Origin of the sequence: Comamonas sp. AG1104, assembly GCF_003350425.1 — a bacterium.
In the GTDB taxonomy this organism is placed as follows: Bacteria; Pseudomonadota; Gammaproteobacteria; order Burkholderiales; family Burkholderiaceae_C; genus Comamonas; species Comamonas testosteroni.
Window position 1 is genome coordinate 467531 of record NZ_QQAS01000003.1, and the last position, 17358, is coordinate 484888.

Below are 17358 nucleotides of genomic sequence, written 5' to 3' on the forward strand. Positions count from 1 at the left end.
GGGGTAACCGAACCGCTCAGGCCAGCAGCGCGTTCACACGCTTGACATAAGCAGCCGGATCTTCGGGCATGCCGCCTTCGGCCAGCACGGCCTGGTCGAACAGAATCTGTGCCAGATCGTTGAAGTGGACGGAGCCGTCCAGCTTCTTGACCAGGGCGTGATCGGGGTTCACTTCCAGCACCGGCTTGGACTCGGGCGCTGCCTGGCCGGCCTGCTTGAGCAGGCGGGCCAGTTGCAGGCTCATGCCACCGTCGCTGACCACCAGACAAGCGGGTGAGTCGACCAAACGGCTGGTGGCACGCACGTCTTCGGCACGGTCCTTCAGGGCTTCCTTGAGCTTGGCCAGCACGGGCTTGAAGGCTTCGGCGGCTTCCTCGGCGGCCTTCTTCTCTTCCTCGTTCTGCAGCTTGCCCAGATCCACGGCGCCCTTGGCCACGGACTGCAGCGGCGTTCCGTCAAAGTCGTGCAGATAGTTGAGCGCCCACTCGTCCACGCGATCGGTCATCAGCAGGACTTCGATGCCCTTCTTCTTGAACACTTCGAGCTGCGGGCTGTTCTTGGCCGCAGCCAGGGTGTCAGCCGTGATGTAGTAGATCGCGTCCTGGCCTTCCTTCATGCGTGCCTTGTAGTCGGCAAACGAGGTATTAAGGCCTTCATGCGTGGTGGTGGCGAAACGCAGCAGCTTGGCAATGCGTTCCTTGTTGCCGAAGTCCTCTCCCAGACCTTCCTTGAGCACGGCGCCGAACTCGTTGTAGAACTGCGTGAACTTGCCTTCCTTGGCCTTGTCCTCTTCGCTAACGACATCCTGCACGCCATCCGCAGCCTCAGCTGCCGCTTCATGCTTGTCATGCCGTGCCAGGTCTTCCAGCATCGAGAGCACGCGCTTGGCCGAGCCGTCGCGGATCAGGCGCACATCGCGGCTTTCCTGCAGCAGCTCGCGGCTCACGTTCAGCGGCAGGTCGGCAGAGTCGATCACGCCCTTCACAAAGCGCAGGTACTGGGGCATCAGCGCCTCTGCATCGTCCATGATGAAGACGCGCTTCACATAGAGCTTGATGCCGGCATGCTTGTCACGCTGATACAGGTCGAACGGGGCCTTGGCGGGGATGTACAGCAGCTGCGTGTACTCGGTATTGCCTTCGACGCGGTTGTGGCTCCAGGTCAGCGGGTCTTCGAAGTCATGGCTGATGGCCTTGTAGAACTCCTTGTACTGCTCGTCCGTAATGTCCTTCTTGGGGCGCGTCCACAGGGCGCTGGCCTTGTTCACGGTCTCCCATTCGCCGGTCTTGACCATCTCGCCGGGCTGATCGTTCTCGCCTTCCTTCCACTCTTCCTTTTCCATCAGGATGGGCAGGCTGATGTGGTCGGAGTACTTGGAGATGACCTGCTTGAGCTTGTAGCCGTTGAGAAACTCCTCGGCATCGTCACGCAGGTGCAGGATGATGCTGGTGCCGCGCTCGGCGCGCTCGATCTGCTCGATCTCGAAATCGCCCGTGCCGCCGCTGATCCAGCGCACGCCTTCCGAAGCAGGCGCACCGGCGCGGCGAGTTTCCACGGTGATCTTGTCGGCCACGATAAAGCCGGAGTAGAAGCCGACGCCGAACTGGCCGATCAGTTGCGAGTCGGCCTTCTGGTCACCGCTGAGCTTTTCCATGAAGGCCTTGGTGCCGCTCTTGGCAATCGTGCCCAGATTGTCGATGGCTTCCTGCTCGCTCATGCCGATACCTGTATCGGTGATGGTCAGGGTGCGGGCAGCCTTGTCAAAGGAAACGCGCACTTCCAGCCCGGGCTGATCACCGTAGAGGCTGGCGTCGCCCAGCGCTTCAAAGCGCAGCTTGTCGCAAGCATCCGAAGCATTGGAGATCAGCTCGCGCAGGAAGATTTCCTGGTTGGAATACAGCGAATGCGTGACCAGGTGCAGCAGCTGGGCCACTTCGGCCTGGAAGGAATGGGTTTGCTTTGTCATCGTTCTCGGGATACGGATGTCGTTGAACACAAAAACTGTCGTTTATACAAGTAGTGCAGAAGTGCGCAAATTCAAGAGCTCGTCATCAGTCTGCGGGTATCCATTGCCCGATCGGGTTGCATAGAGGTCTGACCGTCACAGCCTCAAGCGTCTGCGACGCTCCTTCTGCTTGCATGAGTGCTATTGACGAAAACCTATCAAACGCGTCAAAAAATAAACCAATAGTCAATCAACGCATTCAAATGAAGAATTCAATATTGATTTTCAAAATCACTTTTGAATACATGATTCATTTTTAGACAACAGAAGATTTCAAAAAACCAAATCACTAGGAAACGTTGATCAAAAGCAAGATCGAGAATTGCCTCTCACCCATACAAATTCAGAGCATATTTACAATTTCCTACATTTGCTCGGGCTTTTCTCCTACAAGACGAACTATTTCATCCTTATGAGAATTTTGAAACACCAGCTCTTTGCTAAAAAATAAAAGGTAGATCTTCTTATGAATGTTTTTTGGTGAGATTCAGATATTCGAATTGAATTTTGATTTTCAAATCTTCCATGAAGCGATCCATGAGTTTTCTCAACTACCTTCTCCATATCTTGTCTTGACGCACTGAGTTGGCACAGCAGAGGTCCCTCTTCGCTTTGAAGGAGTCTTTATGCGTAGTCAACGCCCCGTTCTGTCAGGCATCGCAGCCATGCTGCTGGGCATAGCCACCACTGCCACTTTTGCCCAAACTGTCACCGGCTCGTTCAATGTCAAGGTCCAGGTGCTCAAAGCCTGCTCGGTCACGCCCACCAACCCGGCCGATATCGTTTTTGACACTGTAGACACCACGAGCACTACAGCCCAGAGCAAAACCACGTCGATTGCTGTTCAGTGCTCGAAGAGCACGCCTTACGAAATCGGCCTCACACCCTCTAACGCCAACACCACAGGCGCAGGGACCATGACCAAGGTCGGAGCCGCCTCGCCCACCGCTGACCAAAGGATTGCCTACCAAATCAATTCTCCGTCAAGCAACGCCTGGGGCAACAAGACGGGTGCTGGAGGCAATACCGTCACCGGGACAGGCACTGGCGCAGTACAAACCTATGTCGCAACTGCAGCAGTGGCAGGCACGGTCTGGAATGTCGAGCCTGGCAACTATGCTGACATAGTCACGGTGACCGTGACCTACTGATCAAGCCTGACGTACGGCCCCAAGCAGTGCAAAGGCCTTGGCATGATGCGTGCAGAGTCCGGTTATCGCAGGACTGACCAAAGCTTTGCATTTTCCAGTTGCTTCATGGTTGACAGCTTTGTGAGCAGCTTTCACAAAGCGCTTGCAACACGAATCACAAAACCAAAAGTTGAGCGTGACGAGGCGCTAGCCCGCACAAGGCAAACCGGCAGCGCGCCAAGAGCCGTGTTCGGTGATCAAAAAATGAGAAGTTGCGGAGGGACTCCATGCGTTTCATGCCTCAAAAACAGGGCTTCGTCGCTTCGCTGGCGGCATGCGTGTTTTGTCACATGCCATTGGCATATGCGGGCGGACTGCAGGTGGCACCCGCATCCATACAGATGCCCATCAACAACAATGCCGCTGGCATCTGGCTGAGCAACACCAATTCTTCTCCTTTGACGGCCCAGATTCGGGTCTTCAAATGGTCACAAGCAGACGGGGAAGATCTCATGTCCTCCACCGCTCAGCTCACGATCAGCCCTCCGGTGGTGGAAATCCCGCCGGGAGGCAAGCAGCTTGTGCGCATCATCCGCACTGGCGCTGCACCCGCCATTGGCACGGAAACGGCTTACAGACTCATCGTTGACGAGCTGCCGGCCGAAGTGCCAGAAGCCCTGAGGCCGCCAACACCCACCCCCTCCAGGCGAACCTTTGGTATGAACTTCTTGATGCGCTACTCCGTCCCAGTGTTTATCGGTGACGCCACAGACGACTCCATCAAAGATATCGGCTCACAGCTTGAGTGGTCTTCCCATAAAGATGACTCCACAGGACAGTGGATCGTGCGTGTCACCAACCACGCCTCTGTACGCGCCCAGCTTGCAGATCTCAGTGCAGTCACCACGGAGGGACAAACACGCCCTTTGATCAGCGGCATGCTCGGCTATGTGCTCCCCGGAAGCACCCGGCAATGGAAGCTCGCGGCGGCGCCCCGGGCGCAATCTCTCAAAGGTTTTCAGGCACAGATCAACTCGGACACCCAGATGATCAAGCTTCAGCCGTGATCTTGTGCCATGCGCGAGCACCATGGCATTTAGCAGAAACGCTGCACTCATCCTTGGCACAGCGAGTTTGCTGGGCACATCCTGTGGCTGGGCCCAGACACAGAGCGATCCAGCCCCGGGCAGCAATCAACCCTTTCGCCTGTCGGATCTTGCACCGCTTGCGCCTCGGGCCTCTCTTGCCTCCAGAGAGGAAGGCATCGAGCTGATGCTCTCCGTGCAGCTCAACACCCGGGACTTCGGCCTGCAACCGGCCTTGCTGCGAGGCAAGCGCTTATCCATGCGCCGGGACACACTTGCCGTACTGGGCCTGAGAAACGAATCCCTACCCTCGCCTGCAGCGCAGACCTCCGCCCCAACCAATCCATGGATTGAACTGGATGCCATCGAGGAGCTGCAAATTCAGCTCAATATGGCGATGCAGAGTTTGACGCTGAACATTCCCTTCACGCGGCTGCAATGGGCCAGCGCCCAGCTTACCGCCAACGGCGTCCGAGGCCAGCCATCCCACAGCTCTCACGGCCTGCTGCTGAACTACGATGCCTATGGCTTTGATAGCAAGGGATCGCGCGCGCTGAGTGCGATTACCGAGTGGCGAGCCTTCATGGCGGACAAGGTGCTCGCGACGACCATGCTGTCCCAATTTTCGAGCACCAGCCAGCTGGGAACGAGCCATGATCAATTTCGCCAGGTACGACTGGATACGACCTACAGCCAGTCCTTTCCCAACCAGATGCTGACCTTTCGCCTCGGCGACACGCTGACCAGCATGCAGCCCTGGTCACGCGCCACGCGCATCGGCGGCATCCAGATTTCACGCAATTTTTCACTGCAGCCTTATCGCATCACATCACCCATGCCGGCGCTGATGGGCACCAGCGCATTGCCATCCGATATTGCGCTGTACATCAACGGGATCAAGCAATACCAGGGCACGGTGAATGCGGGCCCCTTCACTTTGAACACGCCGGTGGGCATCTCAGGAATGGGAAATGCACAGGTTGTTCTGACCGATGCCTTGGGCCGCAACACCACTTTGCAATACAGCCTCTACGGCAGCACGCAATTGCTGGCCGAGGGTTTGAGCGATTGGTCTGTAGAGGCTGGCTGGGTGCGCAAGAACTACGGCTACGAGTCTTTCAGCTATGGCCGCGTCCCGGTCGTCAGCGGCTCCTGGAGCAGGGGTGTAAGCAACCAATTGACCGTACTCACGCATGCAGAGGCCACCTCGGGCTTGCTGAACCTTGGTGCTGGTGCGCATTGGCAGGCCGGGGCCTTTGGCGTGCTTTCTGCAGCCAGCGCCATCAGCCGTAAGGATGGCGAGGCTGGAGCGCTGGTCCAACTGGGGCACACCTGGAACAACCAATCGTTTTTCACCGCACTGCAAGGCATGCGCGCCAACCGCAGCTTCCGTGATGCGGCATCCTTGTATGACGTGGTTCGACCCAAGGCATCCGGGCGCGCCATGCTGGGGTACAACGATAAAAAACTGGGAGCGTTCAATATCGGCCTGCTGTACCTGTCCAGCTATGGCAACAAGACACAGCGCTATGCCACTGCAGGGTGGAGCCGTAACCTGGGAGGCCAAGGCGCCCTCAGCCTCAGTGTCAATCATGATCTGGACGATAGCCGCCAGAGCAATGTGCAACTGGCCTTGAGCTGGTTTCTCGATGGCAGGCTCAACCTGGGTGCCACGGCCAGCCGCCAGAACCAGCAGAGCCTGTTGAGTGCCTACGCCAGCCAATCCCGCCCCAACGATGGCGGCTGGGGCTGGAGTGTTGCCGCCCAGCACGGCGATGGCAATTCTGGCCAGGCACGAGCCGATTATCTGGCCCAGCATTTCGAAGCCAACGCATCCATCGCCAGCAACCGAGGCATCAGCAGCGCCTCCGCAGGAGCGTCTGGATCGCTCGTGCTGATGGACGGGCATCTGCTGGCCAGTCGTCGTATCTACGACGGCTTTGCCCTCGTCAGCACCAATGGACTTGCAAACATCCCCATCAAGCGGGAAAACAATTCTGCAGGGCAGACCAGCGAGCAAGGCTTGCTGCTGGTCACGCAACTCGGGGCTTATCGCAACAACAGGATTTCCATTGACCCCATGCAGCTTCCCGCACAATTCAAAGTGCCCCAGCCCGAGCTCAACATCGTCCCGACAGATAGGGCGGGAACACTGGTCAAGTTCGATCTGCAGCGCATTCGCTCAGCCAGCATCGTGCTGCACGATGCTTCGGGTCAGCCCGTTGCCACCGGCAGCCGTGCTGTCGTGCAAGATCACAGCAGGGACGCAGCGACGATCAGCAGCATCGTCGGCTATGACGGCATGGTGTACTTCGAGCAACTGGCTGCCGACAACCGTATCACGGTCAACCTGCCCGATGGAGGTCAATGCACTGCCCATGCCCGCTGGCCTGATACCGCTGAGTCCGTGAATGAAATTCCCGTGATAGGCCCGATCACCTGTCGATAAAGGTTGCGCCATGGAATTCCTTATCTCTCTGCTGAAACAGACCACCGTTCGCATGCTTCTCAGCCTTCTGGCCGTCTCCATGGTCTGGCTGCTTGTGCCAACAACCGCCAAGGCGCAGAACGTGGTGTGCAATACCTTCAGCATGCCGAATGTGAATTTCGGCAGCTTTACGCCATTTGATGCGCCAGCCAGCACCAGCGGACAGCTTTCCTTTCAGTGCTACAACACCACTATTAGCCTCTTAGGAATCACCTCCATCTATGCGGCCATTTGCATCAATTTTGGTGACGGCAGTGCAGGTGGAACGGCCGCTGCACGCAACATGAGCACGACAGGAAGCCTGACGCCGCTGCAGTACCAGATCTACCGCAGCGATGGCGCAGTCTGGGGCTCCTACAACCTGGCGGGCTCGTCGCCCCCTCAGATCGTGCTGCAACTCCCGTCAGCCTGGCTGGTCAATGGCGTCTTTGGTTCATACAACTACCAATCAGCCACCATACCGTTTACGGCAAACATCGGTTCCGGCCAGAGCACCACCATTCCCGGGGCCTACCGCAGCGATTTCAGCACAACCCAGGCCAGCATCATTGTCCGCACGGGCAGCAGCAACACGGTGACCTGCCTAGGCCAATCCACCAGCAGTGCCAACGTCGTGCTGAGCCAGGCCACCTTGTCATTCAGTGTCACGGCAACGGTGCAAAAAGCCTGCCAAATCCAGATCAGCAGCGCCAGCAATATGGATTTTGGCAATATTAATCCGCTGACAACAGGCCCCTTTGACACCAGCAGCAGCCTGAATGCCCGCTGCACCAGCACCACGCCCTACAACATCGCACTGGAACCCAGCGGAACACCGACTCCCACCGATGGCAAAGGCACACTGCGCAATGCCGGCACGGCAAGCAATAACCCGGACACCTATGTCAGCTACGGGCTATATCGCGATGCCGGACGCAGCCTGCCTTGGGGCAATGTCAGCAACAGCAATACCTTCGGTGGCACCGGTACGGGCTCGTACGCCGCAAGTCCCATCAACATATACGGGCGCATCAGCAACGGCAATGTCAGGCCCGGCTCATACACCGACAACGTGATTGTCAACGTCTTGTATTGAGAGCCAGGTCCCTTTTCATGTCGCCATGAAAAAAGCGCAAGCGCTTATTCAAAAAGAATAGCTACTTGCGCTTTCCAGCAAAGGGGTAGAGGCCATTTTCACTAAAAATAACGTCACCCTTTTCTGAGGGGCTGCGAACAAAAGCCGCCTTGCGGCGAAGCTGACCGCCCCCCTTGGGGGGAAGCGGCGGAGCCGCTCAGGGGGTATCAAAAGCTCTCATGCGCAGCCAGATAGCGCCATTGGCCGGTGGGCAGATTGCCCAGGGTCACCCCTCCGATGCGGATGCGCTTGAGGCCCACGACCTTGAGGCCGACCTGCTCGCACATGCGGCGAATCTGACGCTTCTTGCCTTCGGTCAGCACAAAGCGCAGCTGCTCGGGGTTCTGCCAGTCCACCTGGGCCGGCTTGAGCGGCTGCTCGTCCAGCGACAGGCCATGGCGCAGCAGGGCCAGCTTTTCCTCGGGGAAGACGGACTGCACATCCACGTCGCGGTCGCCGAAGGTCACGCGCACCAGATATTCCTTGTCGACTTCCGAGTCCTCGCCAATGATCTGGCGCGCCACGCGGCCGTCCTGGGTCAGCACCAGCAGGCCCACGGAGTCGATATCCAGACGACCGCAGGGAGCCAGGCCCTTGAGCTGGCTGAAGTTGAAGCGCGTCTTGCTGCGGTCTTCATTCCAGCGGTTCTCGTTGGTGATCAGCACCACGGCGGGCTCATGGCCGTCCTCGGCCTGACCGCTGACATAGCCCATGGGCTTGTTCAGCAGGATGGTGACCTGCTGGTCCTGGCGTTCCTGAGCCTTCTGGTCGATCTCGATCCTGTCGCCGGGCACCACGTTCTGGCCCATGGTTGCGACTTCGCCGTTGACCGTGACCCAGCCGTTTTCAACCCACTCGTCGGCTTCGCGACGCGAGCACAGGCCCATGTCGGCAATGCGCTTGTTGATGCGCACGGCACCGGGACGATCGTCCTGGCGCGCTTCGGCTTCGGGTGCGCGCTTGACGGGAATTGCACGGTCCGAGCCATCGGCAGCGGGACGGTAGGTGCGGATTCCGGTCGTCGGGCGGCGTGTGGCCTCCGACACAAACGAGCCGGGGATATGACGCTTTTCAGGCTCGCCACCACGCTCGTCGCGGCGGCTTTCGCGGCGTTCACCACGGCGCTCGTCATTGCGGCGGTCGTCACGATCAAAGGAGCGGCCTTCGGGACGGTCACCGTAACCACGGTTCTGCGGACGGTCCCCAAAGTCACGGCCTTGCGGGCGATCACTACCACGGCGCTCGGCATCACGGGACTGGTATTCGCGGCGTTCGCCACCTTCGGAGCGGTCTGGGCGACCAAAACCACGGTTTTGCGGACGGTCACCAAATTCACGACCTTGAGGACGCTCATCGCGGCGGCCTTCAAAGCGATCACCGCCACGACGTTCGCCGTCACGAGGACGGAATTCACGGCGCTCGCCGCCTTCGGAACGCTCAAAGCGACCCTGGTCAGGACGGCCAAAACCGGACGAACGTGGACGCTCGCCAAAGTCACGGCCGCCTTGCGGACGGTCATCACGGCGGTCGTCACGAGGACGGAATTCGCGACGCTCTGCGCCTTCGGAGCGCTCAAAGCGGCCCTGGTCGGGGCGGCCAAAACCGGACGAACGTGGACGGTCACCAAAGTCACGGCCGCCTTGCGGACGGTCATCACGGCGGTCGTCACGGGGACGAAACTCGCGGCGCTCGCCACCGCGATCACCATCACGCGACTCGCCATAGGGGCGGAAACCGCGGTCACCGCCGCCAAAGCGGCGCTCGCCGCCTTCGGCAAAGCGGTCATCGCGATCAGCGCGGGGACGGCGCTCGTCGCGCTGCGAGAAGCCGCCGCGGCGTTCGCCATCGTCACGAGCAGGACGACCGCCGTCTGGGCGACCAAAGCCGGAAGCGCGAGGGCGCTCGTCGCGCTCGCGCTGAGGGCGTGCGCCACGCTCGCCACGCGGGCCTTCGCTGCGCGGGCCGCGATCGGAGCCGCCTGCGGGCCGGGGGCCACGGGCTGCCGCAGGCTTTTCGGCCTTGGCTGGCTTGGCCGGTGCACGCAAAACAGGGCGCGCCGACGAGGAATCCGAGGGCGCGGAGGATTTGCCAGCACCAGGGGCGCCGGACTCTTTAGGAGGTTTGACTGACATTTGGGCGTAATTGTCTCGCGACGCGCGGGCGCGAGGCGAGAGTTATCCACAATTCCAGCGCGGAGCTAGGTTATAGGACGTCCCTCAGGCAAGCGCCTTGCGCGACGCGCAGAACTCTCCATGCCGCAGTGCCTCCAGGTCCAGTACGCGCAGGCCGCCATACTCGATCTGTATCACGCGCTCGCGCTGCAGCACCGACAAGGCCTCGTTCACACGCTGGCGCGACAGGCCGACCAGATTGGCCAGTTCCTGCTGGGTGATACGCAGAATCTGCCCCACGCCAGGGTAGAGCAAGGGGTTGAACAAGGCGGCAAGGGTGCGCGCCACGCGCAGATCGGGATTGCTCATGCGGTCGATCTCGCGCGCTGCGATGAACTGGCCCAGCCGCTCGTTGAGCTGGTTCATTACAAAACGATTGAAGCCTATGGAGTGATCAAGCAGCCAGTGGAACATGTCTATGGGCAGGCCGCCCACAACGGTCTTGCGGATAGCCTGGACGTTGTAGCGATAGGGCTCGCGCTTGATGACCGTTCCCTCGCCAAACCAGCCGCCGGGCGGCAGCCCGGCCAGCGTCATGCTGACGCCGTCGGCGCTTTCGGTGTTCATCTTGAGCAGACCGTCGACCACGCCAAACCAGTAGGTAGGCGGGCGACCGGTGCGACAGACATAGTCACCCGGCTCGGCATCGCCAACGAGCAGCACGCGTGCCACGTTTTCACGCTCTATGGGCAACAGAACGGGCCACCAGGGAATGCCATCGAGTTCTGAGCTCAAAGGCTTGCGCCGCCTTTGATGCAGGGACAGTTCTTGACTCATGCCCAGAAGCATTGCCAAAGCCGCGCTGGCGCAACAGCGGGATTTCCACGAGGCAGCAAATGCGCCATTTTCAGCAGCATTTGTTACAGCGGATTTTCACTATGCAGGCTTTCCCTCAAATTGTCGTCAAACAGACATCCTGACGTCAAAGTCACTCATAGCATGTCTGCAAGACTTTCGTGAAGGGTAGCCACGGCGGCTCCAACCCCAACCAAGAGGATCAGGCATGACAACCACGTTCCCGCAACTGCTGCTCAAGCACGCGACAGAACGCCCCGATGCGCCCGCCCTGCGCGAGAAAGAGTATGGCATCTGGCAGACCTGGAGCTGGCGCGAAGCTGCGCAGACCGTACGCCACATGGCCTGCGGCCTGCGCGCGCTGGGGCTTGAAAGCGGCCAGAACCTGGCGTTCATCAGCGATAACCGGCCCCATGTCTACATGGGCTTTCTGGCCGTTCAGGCCTGTGGCGCAGTGCCTATTCCGCTGTACCAGGATGCCGTGGCCGCCGAGATGCGCTTTGTGATGGAGGACGCGGAGATCGCGTTTGCCTTCGCCGAGAACCAGGAACAGGTGGACAAGCTGCTGGAAGTTCGCGAGAGCGTTCCCGGAATTCGTCACATCATCTATGACGATCCGCGCGGCCTGCGCAAATATGATCAACCCGGCCTCGTCAGCACCGAGGAGCTGCTGGCCAAGGGCAAGGAATGGGATGCACAGCACGCAGGAGCCTATGAGGCCATGGTCCAGGCCATCTCGCCCGACGATGTCTCGGTCATCCTCTATACCTCGGGTACCACGGGCAAGCCCAAGGGGGTGTGCCAGACCCATGCCAGCTTTGGCGAATCGGCCCGCGGCGGCGTGCAGACCGATGGCCTGAATGCTTCGGACAATGTGATCTGCTATCTGCCGCCGGCCTGGGTGGGAGACCATCTGTTCTCGTTTGCGCAATGGCTGGTAGCGGGCTTCACCATCAACTGCCCGGAATCCGCCTCGACCATCGCCATCGACCTGCGCGAAATCGGTCCCAGCTACTACTTTGCTCCGCCACGCATATTCGAGGGCATGCTGACTTCGGTCTCCATCCGCATGGAAGATGCGTCGCCAATCAAGCAGTGGATGTATGCCAAGGCCATGGAGGTGGCTCGTCGCGTCGGTTCGGACATTCTGGACGGCAAGAACGTCGGTGCCGTGGATCGCCTCAAATACCGATTGGGCAGCTTGTTCATCTACGGGCCGCTGCGCAATGCACTGGGCCTGTCGCGCATTCGCGTGGCCTATACGGCGGGTGCCGCCATCGGCCCCGAGCTGTTTCGCTTCTTCCGCTCCATCGGTATCAACCTCAAGCAGCTCTACGGCCAAACCGAAACCTGTGCCTATGTCTGCCTGCAGCGCGACCGCCAGGTGGAGCTCTCCAGCGTGGGCCAGGCGGCTCCGGGCATCGAGCTCAAGATTGCCGACAACGGCGAGGTGCTGGTCAAGGGCGTGTCCGTGCTCAAGGAATACTACAAACGCCCCGATGCCACGGCCGAGGTGATCGACGCCAGCGGCTATTTCCATACCGGCGATGCCGGCGTGATCGATGCCAACGGCCAGCTGCGCATCATCGACCGTGCCAAGGATGTGGGCAAGACCAGCCGCGGCGCCATGTTCGCACCCAACTACATAGAGAACAAGCTCAAGTTCTTCCCGCATATCAAGGAAGCCGTGTGCTTCGGTCATGGCAAGGACGAGGTCTGCGCCTTCATCAACATCGACTACGAGGCCGTGGGCAACTGGGCCGAGCGCCAGGGTCTGCCCTACGGCGGCTATGTGGACCTGGCCAGCAAGGCCAAGGTGTTGGAGCTGGTGGCCGACTGCATAGACAAGGTCAACGCCGACCTGGCCAGCGAGCCCGGCATGGCCGACACCCAGGTGGCGCGCTTTCTGGTGCTGCACAAGGAGCTAGACCCCGATGACGACGAGCTGACCCGCACCCGCAAGGTGCGTCGCAACTTCATCGCCGACAAGTACGGCGTGCTGGTGGAGGCACTCTACACCGGCAAGCAGCAGCAGTTCATCGAGACCCTGGTGAAGTTCGAGGACGGCCGCACGGGCAGCGTCAGCGCCACGCTGACCATTGTCGACGCCAAGCTCCACCCGGCTTCGGCCAAGGCTGCCGCCTGAGAGGAATTTTCATGAATACAAGAACCAGCGGCGACGTGATCCTGGACATCAAGAACATCAGCCTGCGTTTCGGCGGCGTCAAGGCCTTGACCGATATCTCGTTCAATGTCAAAGAGCACGAAATCCGCTCCATCATCGGCCCCAACGGTGCCGGCAAGAGCTCCATGCTCAACTGCATCAACGGCGTCTACACGCCGTCCGAAGGCTCCATCACCTTTCGCGGCCAGACCTTCAGTCATATGAACAGCCGCCAGGTGGCCGAGATGGGTGTCGCACGCACCTTCCAGAACCTGGCACTGTTCAAGGGCATGAGCGTGATCGACAACATCATGACCGGCCGCAACCTCAAGATCAGGAGCAACATCCTCATGCAGGCCCTGCGTATCGGCCCTGCGCAGCGCGAGGAAATGCAGCACCGCGAGTTCGTCGAGCACATCATCGACTTTCTCGAAATCCAGGCCTATCGCAAGACTCCCGTGGGCCAGCTTCCCTACGGCCTGCAAAAGCGCGTGGACCTGGGCCGTGCGCTGGCCATGGAGCCGCAGGTGCTGCTGCTGGACGAACCCATGGCCGGCATGAACGTGGAAGAGAAGCAGGACATGTGCCGCTTCATCCTTGACGTGAACGAAGAGTTCGGCACCACCATCGTGCTCATCGAACACGATATGGGCGTGGTCATGGACATTTCGGACCGTGTCGTGGTGCTGGACTATGGCAAGAAGATCGGCGACGGCGCTCCCGATGAAGTACGCAACAACGAAGACGTGATCAGAGCCTACCTGGGCGCAGGCCACTGAAGGAGCAGTCATGGGATTTTTCTTAGAGACATTGTTCGGCGGCCTCATGGTGGGCACGCTGTACGCACTGATCGCCATCGGCTTTGTGCTGATCTTCAAGGCCTCTGGCGTCTTCAACTTTGCGCAAGGCGCCATGGTGCTGTTTTCGGCCCTGGCCATGGCGCGCTTCTCGCAGTGGATTCCCGGCTGGCTGGGCCTGGAGCCGGGACTGGTCGGCAATCTGCTGGCCATCGTCGTCACTCTGGCGCTGATGGTGGGCGTGGCCTGGGTGATCGAGCGTCTGGCCCTGCGCCATCTGGTCAATCAGGAGCCCATCACCTTGCTGATGGCCACGCTGGGCATTGCCTATTTGCTCGATGGTCTCGGCCCCATGGTCTTCGGCAGCGAGGTCTACAAGATTGACGTCGGCATGCCCAAGGACCCGGTCTTCATCATGGACAGCCTGTTTCAGGGCGGCGTGATGATCAGCCTGGAAGACCTGTATGCGGCCTGCATTGCAGCCATCCTGGTGATCTGCCTGAGCCTTTTCTTTCAGAAGACCAAGACCGGACGCGCGCTGCGCGCCGTGGCCGACGATCACCAGGCCGCTCAGTCCATCGGTATTCCGCTGTCGCGCATCTGGGTCATCGTCTGGTCGGTGGCCGGCGGCGTGGCTTTGGTCGTCGGCATCATCTGGGGCAGCAAGCTGGGCGTTCAGTATTCGCTGTCGCTGGTGGCCCTGAAGGCACTGCCTGTGGTGATTCTGGGCGGCCTGACCTCGCTGCCCGGCGCAATCATCGGCGGCCTGATCATCGGCGTGGGAGAGAAGCTCTCCGAGGTCTATATCGGCCCCATGGTGGGAGGCGGCATCGAGACCTGGTTTGCCTATGGTCTGGCCCTTTGCTTTTTGCTGGTTCGGCCACAAGGTCTGTTCGGCGACAAGATCATTGACCGCGTCTGAACGGGGAGAACAAGAAAATGTTTTATCGTGAAAACGGCCAGTTCAAGACCAGCTACGCAGCAGACCAGCAGATCTTTGGCGTCGCCCAGGACCGCTGGGTCATCCTGCTGGTGCTGGCCTTTGCCTTCCTTGCCATTCCCTTCATTGCCAGCGACTACACCTTTCAGGCGATTCTGATTCCCTTTGTCATCATGTCGCTGGCAGCGCTGGGACTCAATATTCTCGTCGGCTACTGCGGCCAGATTTCGCTGGGTACCGCCGCCTTCATGGCCGTGGGTGCCTATGCGGCCTACAACCTGCAGGCCCGCATTGAAGGCATGCCTTTGCTGGTAGCACTTCTGGGCGGCGGCGTGGTGGCAATGGCGTTCGGCGTGGTGTTCGGTCTGCCCAGCCTGCGCATTCGCGGCCTGTATCTGGCCGTGGCCACGCTGGCCGCCCAGTTCTTTGTCGACTGGCTGGCGACCCGCGCGGCCTGGGTGACGAACAACTCCTCTTCCGGCTCGGTCAGCGCCAAGCCGCTGGCCATTCTGGGCTGGGCCATCGACACGCCCATGGAAAAGTACCTGCTGTGCCTGGCGATTCTGTGTCTGCTCGGCCTGGCCGCCAAAAATCTGGTGCGCAGCTCGGTAGGTCGTGAATGGATGGCCATGCGCGACATGGATGTGGCCGCTGCAGTGATCGGCATTCGCCCCACCTACGCCAAGCTGTCGGCCTTTGCAGTCAGCAGCTTTATCGTCGGCGTGGCCGGCGCACTCTGGGGCTTTGTCCACCTGGGGGCCTGGGAACCTGCAGCCTTCAGTCTGGATCGTTCGCTGCAGCTGCTGTTCATGATCATCATCGGCGGCCTGGGCTCGGTCGTGGGCAGCATCTTCGGCGCCGCCTTCTTCGTGCTGCTGCCGCTGCTGCTCAACCAGGTGCCTCACTGGCTGGGCCTGCCGCTATCCACGGCAACGGCAACCTATCTCGAGCACATGATTTTTGGTGCGCTCATCGTGTTCTTCCTGATTGTGGAACCCCACGGATTGGCCAAGCTCTGGGCCACGGCCCGTCAGAAGCTGCGCGTCTGGCCGTTCCCGCATTGAGCATGAAGCATCTGCTGAAACGCTGCAAGCCTTCCTCCGTGTGCACGGCCCCCTGGCTCAATGCCGCGCAGCGAGTCATGCAGGTTCATGGACCGTTGAGCTACCTCAGTATTCTTTTCTTCAAGACACCGCAGAGTGCCTGCAACCGGGACAGCGTCCCATACAACCCAAGGAGACAGTCGATGATGTTCAAGAAAGTTGCGATTGCTGCCGCTGCTGTTGCTGCAGGCATGGGAGCCTTGATGGCCTCGCCTGCGGCTCAGGCCCAGGAGCAGTTCGTGCCTCTGCTGGTGTATCGAACGGGCCAGTTCGCGCCCTTGGGTATTCCATGGGCGGACGGCAAGCAGGATTACCTCAAGCTGGTCAATGCCAAGGGTGGCGTCAACGGTGTGAAGATCAAGTTCGAAGAATGCGAAACCGCCTATGACACGGCCAAGGGCGTGGAATGCTACGAGCGCCTCAAGAACAAGGACGGCGGCGCCTCCGGCTTCGACACCCAGTCCACCGGCATCACCTTTGCCGTGACTGACAAGGCCCCTGGCGACAAGGTGCCGGTGGTCACTCCAGGCTATGGCCTGTCCCAGTCCGTGGACGGCAAGGTCTTCGAGTGGAACTTCCCGCTGCTGGGCAACTACTGGACAGCCGCCGACTCCATCGTGCAGGACATTCTGAAGAAGGAAAAAGGCAACCTCAAGGGCAAGAAGATCGCACTGGTCTATCACGACTCGCCTTATGGCAAGGAACCTATCCCGCTGCTGGAAAAGCGCGCCGCCAAGGATGGCTTTGAGCTGATCAAGCTGCCCGTGACCGCCCCCGGCGTGGAGCAAAAATCCACTTGGCTGCAGATCCGCCAGAGCCGCCCCGACTATGTGCTGCTGTGGTCGGCCGGCGTGATGACGCCCACGGCCGTGCGTGAGGCACAGGCCACGGGCTACCCACGCGAGAAGATGTACGCCGTGTGGTGGGGCGGCTCCGACCATGACGTGCGAGACATAGGCGCCGGAGCCAAGGGCTACAACACCGTGACCATTCACAACACGGCCGAAAGCGACAAGGTGCATGCGGATATCAAGTCCATGCTCTACGACAAGGGCCAGGGCACGGCCAAGGACGCCAAGGAGCTGGGCCAACTGGCACATACCCGCGGCATGGTGATCTCTATGCTGCAGGTCGAGGCCATCCGCACCGCGCAGGACAAATACGGCAAGGGCAAGGCCATGACGCCCGAGCAAGTCCGCTGGGGCCTCGAGAACCTGAACCTGACGCAGGAGCGCCTCAATGAACTGGGCTTCGGCAAGATCATCCGCCCCTTCAAGACCAGCTGCGAAAACCATCTGGGCGCCGACTGGGCGCGCATTGCGACCTGGGACGGCAGCAAGTTCAAGGTGAGCTCCGACTGGTACCAGGCCGACAAGTCCATGGTCGATCCGCTCTACAAGGAATTTGCGGACAAGTACGCCAAGGAAAAGAACGTCAAGGTAAGGACCTGCACCCCCTGAGGCGCTTCGCGCCTTCCCCCTCTCCGGCGCCAAGCGCCTGAGGGGGGCTACATCCCCGCTGCGGGGCAAGCGGCCGGCATCGGCCCTTGCCTGATGTCTCTGACCA

Annotated in this window: 12 protein-coding genes; 9 read left to right on the plus strand and 3 right to left on the minus strand. The window is 60.2% G+C overall.

The annotated features are described in order from the left end of the window. Positions 1–16 precede the first annotated feature (16 nt). A complete protein-coding gene (htpG, locus tag DFO48_RS10650) occupies positions 17–1966 on the minus strand; it encodes a molecular chaperone HtpG (RefSeq protein ID WP_114863348.1) in 1950 nt (649 codons plus the stop codon). Positions 1967–2631: 665 nt separating this feature from the next. On the opposite strand from htpG, the gene DFO48_RS10655 reads away from it, so the two are divergent. The 4 genes from DFO48_RS10655 to DFO48_RS10670 all read left to right on the plus strand — a co-directional run bounded on the left by DFO48_RS10655 (position 2632) and on the right by DFO48_RS10670 (position 7783). Beyond that, entirely contained in the window at positions 2632–3156 is a 525-nt protein-coding gene (locus tag DFO48_RS10655) for a spore coat protein U domain-containing protein (protein WP_114863349.1), read from the plus strand. 266 nt (positions 3157–3422) lie between these two features. Further along, complete coding sequence (locus DFO48_RS10660; RefSeq protein WP_114863350.1) at positions 3423–4202, plus strand: molecular chaperone; 780 nt, start codon at positions 3423–3425, stop codon at positions 4200–4202. A gap of 22 nt (positions 4203–4224) precedes the next feature. Then, the gene (locus DFO48_RS10665; protein WP_114863351.1) at positions 4225–6669 is read left to right on the plus strand and encodes a fimbria/pilus outer membrane usher protein; all 2445 of its coding nucleotides are present in this window, start codon (positions 4225–4227) and stop codon (positions 6667–6669) included. 10 nt (positions 6670–6679) lie between these two features. Beyond that, the gene (locus DFO48_RS10670) at positions 6680–7783 is read left to right on the plus strand and encodes a spore coat U domain-containing protein (protein ID WP_003073619.1); all 1104 of its coding nucleotides are present in this window, start codon (positions 6680–6682) and stop codon (positions 7781–7783) included. 206 nt (positions 7784–7989) lie between these two features. Here DFO48_RS10670 and DFO48_RS25620 read toward each other — a convergent pair whose 3' ends face one another. Both DFO48_RS25620 and DFO48_RS10685 read right to left on the minus strand, forming a co-directional pair. Then, positions 7990–9954 carry a pseudouridine synthase gene (locus DFO48_RS25620; protein ID WP_233506371.1) on the minus strand — a complete coding sequence of 655 codons (1965 nt, stop codon included), beginning with the start codon at positions 9952–9954 and terminating at the stop codon, positions 7990–7992. A gap of 84 nt (positions 9955–10038) precedes the next feature. Further along, positions 10039–10770: a Crp/Fnr family transcriptional regulator gene (locus tag DFO48_RS10685; protein WP_003068662.1), complete on the minus strand. Its 732-nt coding sequence runs from the start codon at positions 10768–10770 to the stop codon at positions 10039–10041. A gap of 226 nt (positions 10771–10996) precedes the next feature. Between DFO48_RS10685 and DFO48_RS10690 the strand changes: the two genes are divergently transcribed. From DFO48_RS10690 to DFO48_RS10710, 5 genes are all read left to right on the plus strand, one after another. Continuing rightward, positions 10997–12934: a long-chain fatty acid--CoA ligase gene (locus tag DFO48_RS10690; protein WP_114863353.1), complete on the plus strand. Its 1938-nt coding sequence runs from the start codon at positions 10997–10999 to the stop codon at positions 12932–12934. An 11-nt stretch (positions 12935–12945) separates the two neighbouring features. Next, on the plus strand, positions 12946–13731 hold the full coding sequence (locus DFO48_RS10695; RefSeq protein WP_003073630.1) for an ABC transporter ATP-binding protein: 786 nt from the start codon (positions 12946–12948) through the stop codon (positions 13729–13731). Between the two features lie 10 nt (positions 13732–13741). After that, positions 13742–14671, plus strand: coding sequence for a branched-chain amino acid ABC transporter permease (locus DFO48_RS10700; RefSeq protein WP_034362866.1), 930 nt, complete (start codon positions 13742–13744; stop codon positions 14669–14671). Between the two features lie 17 nt (positions 14672–14688). After that, on the plus strand, positions 14689–15753 hold the full coding sequence (locus DFO48_RS10705; protein WP_003068654.1) for a branched-chain amino acid ABC transporter permease: 1065 nt from the start codon (positions 14689–14691) through the stop codon (positions 15751–15753). Between the two features lie 182 nt (positions 15754–15935). After that, positions 15936–17252: an ABC transporter substrate-binding protein gene (locus DFO48_RS10710; RefSeq protein ID WP_114863354.1), complete on the plus strand. Its 1317-nt coding sequence runs from the start codon at positions 15936–15938 to the stop codon at positions 17250–17252. Positions 17253–17358: the final 106 nt, after the last annotated feature.

Excerpts from the sequence above, each read along its gene's own strand:
- htpG (WP_114863348.1), bottom strand. The coding sequence starts at position 1,966 with ATGACAAAGCAAACCCATTCCTTCCAGGCCGAAGTGGCCCAGCTGCTG.
- DFO48_RS10655 (WP_114863349.1), top strand. The coding sequence starts at position 2,632 with ATGCGTAGTCAACGCCCCGTTCTGTCAGGCATCGCAGCCATGCTGCTG.
- DFO48_RS10660 (WP_114863350.1), top strand. The coding sequence starts at position 3,423 with ATGCGTTTCATGCCTCAAAAACAGGGCTTCGTCGCTTCGCTGGCGGCA.
- DFO48_RS10665 (WP_114863351.1), top strand. The coding sequence starts at position 4,225 with ATGGCATTTAGCAGAAACGCTGCACTCATCCTTGGCACAGCGAGTTTG.
- DFO48_RS10670 (WP_003073619.1), top strand. The coding sequence starts at position 6,680 with ATGGAATTCCTTATCTCTCTGCTGAAACAGACCACCGTTCGCATGCTT.
- DFO48_RS25620 (WP_233506371.1), bottom strand. The coding sequence starts at position 9,954 with ATGTCAGTCAAACCTCCTAAAGAGTCCGGCGCCCCTGGTGCTGGCAAA.
- DFO48_RS10685 (WP_003068662.1), bottom strand. The coding sequence starts at position 10,770 with ATGAGTCAAGAACTGTCCCTGCATCAAAGGCGGCGCAAGCCTTTGAGC.
- DFO48_RS10690 (WP_114863353.1), top strand. The coding sequence starts at position 10,997 with ATGACAACCACGTTCCCGCAACTGCTGCTCAAGCACGCGACAGAACGC.
- DFO48_RS10695 (WP_003073630.1), top strand. The coding sequence starts at position 12,946 with ATGAATACAAGAACCAGCGGCGACGTGATCCTGGACATCAAGAACATC.
- DFO48_RS10700 (WP_034362866.1), top strand. The coding sequence starts at position 13,742 with ATGGGATTTTTCTTAGAGACATTGTTCGGCGGCCTCATGGTGGGCACG.
- DFO48_RS10705 (WP_003068654.1), top strand. The coding sequence starts at position 14,689 with ATGTTTTATCGTGAAAACGGCCAGTTCAAGACCAGCTACGCAGCAGAC.
- DFO48_RS10710 (WP_114863354.1), top strand. The coding sequence starts at position 15,936 with ATGATGTTCAAGAAAGTTGCGATTGCTGCCGCTGCTGTTGCTGCAGGC.